This window comes from Micromonospora sp. NPDC023633 (assembly GCF_040640035.1).
Lineage (GTDB): Bacteria > Actinomycetota > Actinomycetes > Mycobacteriales > Micromonosporaceae > Micromonospora.
In genome coordinates this window covers 1-6,638 of the sequence record NZ_JBFABB010000214.1, presented here as the reverse complement: position 1 = coordinate 6,638, position 6,638 = coordinate 1, and the positions used below count along the sequence as shown (strand labels likewise).

General features: G+C 74.1%; 5 protein-coding genes and 1 pseudogene. All 6 read right to left on the bottom strand.

Annotated elements, in window-relative coordinates:
• Nucleotides 1–284: 284 nt before the first annotated feature.
• Complete coding sequence (gene rny, locus AB0G13_RS33475) at nt 285–2,051, bottom strand: ribonuclease Y (RefSeq protein ID WP_357883317.1); 1,767 nt, start codon at nt 2,049–2,051, stop codon at nt 285–287.
• A gap of 907 nt (nt 2,052–2,958) precedes the next feature.
• Nucleotides 2,959–3,672, bottom strand: coding sequence for a 3-keto-5-aminohexanoate cleavage protein (locus tag AB0G13_RS33470; RefSeq protein WP_357883314.1), 714 nt, complete (start codon nt 3,670–3,672; stop codon nt 2,959–2,961).
• A gap of 102 nt (nt 3,673–3,774) precedes the next feature.
• Complete coding sequence (locus AB0G13_RS33465; protein ID WP_357883311.1) at nt 3,775–4,470, bottom strand: regulatory protein RecX; 696 nt, start codon at nt 4,468–4,470, stop codon at nt 3,775–3,777.
• A gap of 14 nt (nt 4,471–4,484) precedes the next feature.
• The gene (gene recA, locus AB0G13_RS33460) at nt 4,485–5,531 is read right to left on the bottom strand and encodes a recombinase RecA (RefSeq protein ID WP_132342456.1); all 1,047 of its coding nucleotides are present in this window, start codon (nt 5,529–5,531) and stop codon (nt 4,485–4,487) included.
• Between the two features lie 184 nt (nt 5,532–5,715).
• Nucleotides 5,716–5,916 carry a DUF3046 domain-containing protein gene (locus AB0G13_RS33455; protein WP_357883307.1) on the bottom strand — a complete coding sequence of 67 codons (201 nt, stop codon included), beginning with the start codon at nt 5,914–5,916 and terminating at the stop codon, nt 5,716–5,718.
• A gap of 4 nt (nt 5,917–5,920) precedes the next feature.
• Nucleotides 5,921–6,550: pseudogene (locus AB0G13_RS33450) on the bottom strand (MFS transporter); the annotation flags it as partial.
• Between the last annotated feature and the right edge of the window lie 88 nt (nt 6,551–6,638).

The following is a 6,638-nucleotide window of genomic DNA, read 5'->3' as shown; positions in this document are numbered from 1 at the left end:
AAACGCTCGGCTGGGAAACCCCAGCCGAGCGCCTGCATAAACTACTCGCGGCCTGATCAACAAACCACGTGTTGCGACGACCCCTAGAAACCGCCTCATCGGGCCGGCCCTTCGCGTTGCGCCGTCAGCAGGCGGCGCCGGTGCCGTCCGTGGACAGCCTCGGATCCGACGAGCCCCGCGCGGACAGGGACGGTACGGCCCCTCGCTCGGGCGGGCGGTGGGCGCGGCTGAGGGGCCGCGTCGCGGCTCGGTGACCCTCACCGAGCCCTCACCGCACCGCTCGGTCAGCGGGCGATCTCGGTGACCCGGGACTCGCGGACCACGGTCACCCGGATCTGCCCCGGATAGGTCAGCTCCTCCTCGATCTGCTTGGCCACGTCCCGGGCCAGCACGGCCGCGCCGATGTCGTCCACGTCGTCCGGCTTGACCATCACCCGGATCTCCCGGCCCGCCTGCATGGCGAAGACCTTCTCCACGCCGAGCTTGCCAGCCGCGATCTCCTCGATCCGCTCCAGCCGCTTGACGTACGCCTCCAGGCTCTCCCGCCGGGCCCCAGGCCGACCCCCGGAGCAGGCGTCGGACGCCTGGGTGAGGACGGCCTCGATGGTCTGCGGCGGCACCTCGTTGTGGTGCGCCTCGATGGCGTGGACGACGTCCTCGCTCTCGCCGTACTTGCGGGCCAGGTCGGCACCGATGATGGCGTGGCTGCCCTCCACCTCGTGGGTGAGCGCCTTGCCGATGTCGTGCAGGAACGCCGAACGCTTGATGAGCGGCACGTCCAGCCGCAACTCGGCGGCCATGATGCCGGCGATGTGCGCGGTCTCCACCAGGTGCTTGAGCACGTTCTGCCCGTACGACGTCCGGTAGCGCAGCCGGCCGAGCAGGGTGACCAGCTCCGGGTGGATCTCGGTGATGCCGACCTCGACCAGGGCGTCCTCGGCGGCCCGCTGGCAGAGCTCCTCCACCTCGTGCCGGGCCAGGTCGTAGACCTCCTCGATGCGGTGCGGATGGATCCGCCCGTCCAGGACCAGCTTCTCCAGCGTCAGCCGGCCGACCTCCCGGCGCACCGGGTCGAAGCAGGAGAGCAGCACCGCCTCGGGGGTGTCGTCGATGATCAGGTTGACGCCGGTGACCGACTCGAAGGCGCGGATGTTGCGGCCCTCCCGGCCGATGATCCGCCCCTTCATCTCGTCGCCGGGCAGGTGCAGGACGCTGACCACGCTTTCTGCGGTCTGCTCGCTGGCGACCCGCTGGATGGCGTCCACGACGATGTGCCGGGCGCGCTGCTCGGCGGTGCCACGGGCGTCGGACTCGATGTCCCGCACCAGCAGCGCGGCCTCCCGCTTGGCCTGGACCTCGATCGCCTCGATCAGCTCCGCCCGGGCCGCGTCGGCGGTGAGGCCGGCGACCCGCTCCAGTTCGCGGCGCCGCTGCTCCTCCGCCTCGGCCAGCTCGGCCTCGCGCCGGGCGAGCGCGGCCTCGCGGGCCGACAGGGCCGCGCTGGCGGCGGTGAGCTGCCGCTCCCGCTCGGCGAGCCGCTCCACCTCCTCGGTGTGCAGCCGCTCGCGCTCGTCCATCCGGGCCGCCCGCCGCTCCACCTCGGCCGCCTGTTCCCGGGTGGTGGCCGCGAGCACCGCGACCTCCCGCTCGCCGCTGCGCCGGGCGGTGGCCCGCAACTGCTCCGCGTCGGCCTCGGCCTGCTTGTGGGCCCGTTCCAGAACGGTGTCGGCCTCCGCCCGGGCGTCGTCGAGCACCCGGCGTGCCTCCGCCCGGGCCGCCTTCGCCTCGGCCTTCGCGGCGGCCGCCTCGGCGCGCGCCGCCGCGGCGGCCGACTTCGCCACGTCGATCGTGCTGTTGGCCTCGTCGGCGGCGGTGCGCAGGGCCGCGAGGGACTGCTCCTGCCGGTCCTTCTCGGCGATGAAGGCGGGATCCTCGGGCGCCGGCGCCGCATTGAACCGACGCAGCGCCCGTACGCCGAGCAGCACCGCCCCGAGCACGACCACGGTCAGGACCAGCACCACGGCGAGGATCACGACGTCGAACCCGCTCATGCCGGCGCCCCGGCCCGCCCGATGCCCACGGGCCCCTGCCCGGCGACCGGCGTGCTCATGTCGGCACCCCGGTGGAACTGCGCCGCCTCGCCATGGCCGCCTCCCCTGAACGTCGGGACCGCAGCGACCGTGCCGATGGGCACGCACCCTGCGGCTGTGGACGCCCGACCGGAGCGACTGGCCGTGGGGTAGCTTCCGTCGGCGGTGCCCACACGGGAGCATCGCCGACGGCCGGGTGCAGTTGTCGCGCCAGCGCCGGACCGGCCAGTCCGAACTGCCGCCAATGACCGATCGGATCGGTCAAAGTGATGCTGTTCCGTTACGCGATCTATGTTGTGCGCTTAGCCTGCGCTTGGTCGGGCAAGTTGAGCCTGTATGGCGAGGCTAGGTCTCCCGGGGTGCTCTGGTCAAGAACTCATGATCAAACCCCCCGAACGGAGAGAAGTTGCCGCGTCACGCACCGCTGATGCACGCTCGGACACCGGCAGACAAAACGGCAGCGGACCCGGTCGCCCGGCACGTCGGCCCTGCTCAGCCCGACCCTGCGGACGCACGCGCCCCGGCCGTCCGCCCGGCGGGCTGTGACGCAACCGTCGGCCCCCCAGGGCGGCACCGGAGCCCAGCGGCAGCCGCGCGTGCGTCACCGCCTTGATCGTGTGTCGCCGAACCGGTGGTTCGGGGCGTCCGGGGCCGGGTCCCCGTCAACCGATCATGAGCACCAGCCGGGCCGGCGGGGCCGGCGCACGGTGCAGGCGCCGGGCCAGGCCGGCACGCCGTGGGGCCGGCGCGGGGCGGTGGGGCCGGGCGAGGTCGGCACGCCGTGGGGGGCCGGGCCGGCGGGCGGGGCCATAGGCCGGCGGACGACAGGGCGACGGGCCGGAGACGGCTGGTTCTGGGGCCGGGCGGGTCAGTGGGCGCCTGCGGCCAGCGCCGCCGTCACCAGTGCGGCGTTGTCGGGCGCGGTCGAGCCGTCGGGCAGCGACAGCGTGTCCTCCAGCCCGACGCGGCTGTGCAGCCCCCGGCGCACCGCCTCGGTCAGCACCGCCCAGGTCGCCGGCCCCTCGGCGTGCAGCAGGATCGGCGGGCCTCCGGCCGCAGGGGGCGGCAGCGCCGCCAGCATCGCGGCCCCCTCCGCCAGCGCCACCACCGGATCCTCGGCCATGCACTCGATCAGGATCCGCCCGGCCGGCACCCGCCAGCGTGCGTACGCCCCCACCGCGTCGACCGTCCAGAGCCCCGCCTCGACCATGACGCCCCGCTCGTGCAGCGCCGCCGCCACCGCCTCCGCGCCTGGCTCGTGCGCGTTGACCGAGGCGAAGTCGGGCAGCACCCGCCAGGCCCGGACGGCGGCCACCCGGGCGGCCGGCTCCGGCGCGATCCAGGCCCCGGTGCTCACCCCGACCGGCAGCCCCGGCCGGGCGGCCCGGATCGCGTCGAGCGCGGCGGCGACCACCGACGGGTGCAGGGACTCCCGGCCGGCGGCGTCCCGGGGGTGCACGTGCACCGCGCCGGCACCGAGCCCCGCGCAGCGGGCCGCGTCGGCCGCCAGCTCGGCCGGGGTGACCGGCACCGCCGGATGCTCGTCACGCCCCCGGGCCCCGTTGAGGCACGCCTTCAGCATGGAAGCCTCCCTCCGACCCGCTTCAGCATGGAAGCCTCCCGCAGCCAGGCTCGGCGGACGACGTCGCGACACGCCTCCAGCGCCGAGTCCCGCCGCCCCGGCTCACCCGAGGGCGCGGCTGTCCCGGTCCAGCTCGCCCTCGGCGTCGGCGAGCGCGTCGGCGTCGATCTGCTCGGCGAACTCAGCCGCCTCTGCGCTCTGCGCGGCGAGCGCGTCCTTCACCGCCCGGATCGCCACGCCCGGCGGGTAGCCCTTGCGGGCCAGCATGGCCACCAGCCGCCGGAAGACCGCGTCCGGCTCGCCCCGGGCGGTGCGCAGCTTGCGCTCGACCAGGGCGCGGGCGGTTTCGGCCTCGGTCTCCTCGTCGAGCTCGCCCAGCGCCTCGCTCGCGACCTCGCCGTCCACCCCGCGCTGGCGCAGCTCGTTGGCGAGGGCCCGGCGGGCCAGGCCCCGGCCGGAGTGCCGGCTGGCCACCCACGCCCGGGCGAACGCGGCGTCGTCGATGATGCCGACCTCGTCGTAGCGGTCGAGCACCTCCGCCGAGACCTCGTCGGAGATGCCCCGCTTCGCCAGCGCCCCGGCCAGCTCGGCCCGGGTGCGGGGCCGGACGGCGAGCTGGCGCAGGCAGATCTCCCGCGCCAGCTCGGCCTCGTCGCGCGGTGGGGCCGGGGGCGCCTCGGGGTCGGTGTCGTCGGTCCGGCCGCGCCGGGCCCGGCGGGGCCGGGGCGCGCTGTCGTCACCCGCGCGGGCGGGGCTGGCATCCCAGCCCCGCCCGGTGCGGGCGCGTCGTCCTGCCACGGGTCAGGGACCGGTCAGAAGTCGACCGGCGGCAGCTCCGGGCCACCGGCGGCGTCGCCCGCGCCGACCCCGACGCCGAGCTTCTCCAGGATCTTCTTCTCGATCTCGGCGGCGACGTCCGGGTTCTCCCGGAGGAACTCGCGGGCCTTCTCCTTGCCCTGGCCCAGCTGGTCGCCGTCGTAGGTGTACCAGGCGCCGGACTTGCGGATGATCGCCTGCTCGACGCCGACGTCGATCAGCGAGCCCTCGCGGGAGATGCCCTTGCCGTACATGATGTCGAACTCGGCCTGCTTGAACGGCGCGGCGACCTTGTTCTTCACGACCTTGACCCGGGTGCGGTTACCGACCACGTCGGTGCCGTCCTTGAGGCTCTCGATGCGGCGCACGTCGAGCCGGACCGAGGCGTAGAACTTCAGCGCCCGGCCACCCGTGGTGGTCTCGGGGCTGCCGAACATCACGCCGATCTTCTCGCGGAGCTGGTTGATGAAGATGGCCGTGGTGCCGGTGTTGTTGAGCACACCGGTGATCTTCCGCAGCGCCTGGCTCATCAGCCGGGCCTGGAGACCCACGTGGCTGTCGCCCATCTCGCCCTCGATCTCGGCGCGCGGCACCAGCGCGGCCACCGAGTCGATGACGATGATGTCGATCGCGCCGGAGCGGACCAGCATGTCCGCGATCTCCAGCGCCTGCTCGCCGGTGTCCGGCTGGGAGACCAGCAGGGCGTCGGTGTCGACGCCGAGGGCCTTGGCGTATTCCGGGTCGAGCGCGTGCTCGGCGTCGACGAAGGCGGCGATGCCGCCGGCCCGCTGGGCGTTCGCCACCGCGTGCAGGGCCACCGTGGTCTTACCGCTGGACTCGGGACCGTAGATCTCGACGACCCGGCCCCGGGGCAGACCGCCCACGCCGAGCGCCACGTCGAGCGCGATCGAACCCGTCGGGATCACCGAGGTCTGGATGACCGGCCGCTCCCCCAGCCGCATCACCGAACCCTTGCCGAACTGCTTGTCGATCTGTGCGAGAGCAAGGTCGAGTGCCTTCTCCCGGTCGGGCCCTGCGGCCATGTTTGCCACCCCTGCCTTCGCCGGCGTCTTTCCTGAGCTTCGCGTCACGCGGACACGCTAGGCGCTGGGTCCGACAGAAAACCAGCCGACCGGCCGTGAGCTGTGGACGAGCACCCCGCTGTGGACAATAGCCGAACAGGTGTACGAGGCGACAAGCGACACGCGGAAGCCGCGAACCGGCTGCTCAGCGTAGTCGCGCGGGCACCCGGTCGGGATAGGCGGCGCAGACCGCGCGCCACACCACGTGGGTCTGCTCACCCGACGCCAGGGCCTGTTCGATGGTGCGCCCACCGAGCTGCGAGAGCACCTGGTCGCGGGCGATGCTGGCCGCGTAGCCGGGGCCGAACGCCTCCTCCAGCCGGGACCAGAAGTCGGTCAGCCGCACGTGATCAGTCCTCCTCGTCCGGTGCCCCCACCGGCACCGGCCGCAACGCTAGCGTCACCAGGGGCACCACCGCGACCGCCGCGAGCAGGGTAAGCACCGGATAACCGGCCGCCTCCACGACAAACCCGCTCACCGCCCCGGCGGCGGCGCCGGCCAGCCCCATGGTCAGGTCGGAAAGACCCTGGACGCTCGGCCGGATCCCCACCGGCACCGACTCCGACAGCAGCGTCGAGCCCGCGACCATGGTCCCCGACCAGCCCAGGCCGAGCAGGAACAACCCGGCCGAGAGCCGGGCCGTGTGGTGCCCGGCCGTGCCGGCGACCGCGCACGCCGCGAGCAGCAGCCCGACGCCGCCGAGGATCACCGCCCGGCGGCCGACCCGGTCGGTGAGCCAACCCGCCACCGGGGCGAGGGCGTACATGCCGGCGATGTGCAGGCTCAGCACGAGACCGACCACCCGCAGCACGTCGGCGTCGTCGTGCCACTCGTGCAGGCGCACCGGGGTCATCACCATCACCGCGACCATGACCAGGTGGCCGACCGCCACCGCCACGATGCCGAGCCGGGCGGCCGGCCGCGCGCGTACCACCGACCAGGCGGCCCGCATGCCCGCGGCGCGCCGGGCGGCAGCGCGGGCCGCCACACCTGGCGCCGGAAGTTGCTCCGCAACATTGGGTCACCTGATCGGTTGGTGAAGACCCGATCGGCCGCGTCAGCGTCTA